The 1,358-nt window shown below is 66.5% G+C and carries 1 protein-coding gene; it reads left to right on the forward strand.

Annotated elements, in window-relative coordinates:
• Nucleotides 1-1,358: electron transfer flavoprotein-ubiquinone oxidoreductase (locus J7024_RS36945; RefSeq protein WP_234746056.1), on the forward strand; the 1,358-nt coding region annotated here is incomplete at both ends.

Below are 1,358 nucleotides of genomic sequence, written 5' to 3' on the forward strand. Positions count from 1 at the left end.
CTGTCGGGCGCGGTGATGGACCCGCGCGCGATCACCGAACTGTTCCCCGACTGGAAGGAGCGCGGCGCACCGCTCGATGTCGAGGTGACGGAAGACCGCTTCCTGTTCCTGTCCGAGAAGAGCGCGATCACCACGCCGAACTGGGCGCTGCCCGCCAACTTCCAGAACCACGGCAACTACGTGATCTCGCTGGGCAACGTCACGCGCTGGCTGGGCCAGCAGGCCGAGGCGCTGGGCGTGGAGATCTTCCCGGGCTTTCCGGCCGCGGAGATTCTCTACAACGACGACGGCTCGGTGAAGGGCGTCGCCACCGGCAACATGGGCGTGGGCAAGGACGGCGAGCCGACCGAGAACTTCCAGCTCGGCATGGAGCTGCACGCGAAGTACACGCTGTTCGCCGAAGGCTGCCGCGGCCATCTGGGCCGCCAGCTGATCTCGAAGTTCAAGCTCGACGCGAACGCCGATCCGCAGGCGTACGGGATCGGCATCAAGGAGCTGTGGGAAATCGATCCGGCGAAACACAAGCCGGGCCTGGTGATCCACACGGCCGGCTGGCCGCTGAAGTCCGATACGTACGGCGGCTCGTTCCTGTATCACATGGACAATAACCAGGTCGTGGTCGGCTTCGTGGTGGGCCTGGGCTACACGAACCCGTACCTGTCGCCGTTCGAGGAATTCCAGCGCTACAAGACGCACCCGTCGATCCGCGCGTTCCTGGAAGGCGGCAAGCGCGTGTCGTACGGCGCGCGCGCGATCACGGCCGGCGGGCTGCTGTCGCTGCCGAAGACGGTGTTCCCGGGCGGCGCGCTGATCGGCGACGACGCGGGCTTCCTGAACGCATCGCGGATCAAGGGCAGCCATGCGGCGATCAAGACCGGCATGCTGGCGGCGGACGCCGCATTCGACGCGGTGCAGGCCGGCCGGCAGTCGGACGAGCTGAACGCGTACCCGGATGCCTTCAAGCAATCGTGGCTGTACACGGAGCTGTACCGCGCGCGCAACTTCAAGCAGTGGATGGCCAAGGGGCTGTATCTCGGCACGCTGATGGTGGGGCTCGAGCAGAAGGTGCTGGGCGGCAACGTGCCGTGGACGCTGCATCACCGGCACGCGGACCACGAGATGCTGAAGCCGGCGTCGCAGTGCGCGCCGATCGAGTATCCGAAGCCGGACGGCAAGCTGACGTTCGACCGGCTGTCGTCGGTGTTCATCTCGAACACGAACCACGAGGAGAACCAGCCGGCGCACCTGACGCTGAAGGATGCGAGCGTGCCGGTGAACGTGAACCTGCGCACGTACGCGGGGCCGGAGGGGCGTTTCTGCCCGGCGGCGGTGTACGAGTTCGTGAAGAACGACGACGG

The sequence above is a fragment of the Burkholderia sp. WTPI3 genome (assembly GCF_021483755.1).
Classification (GTDB): Bacteria; Pseudomonadota; Gammaproteobacteria; order Burkholderiales; family Burkholderiaceae; genus Burkholderia.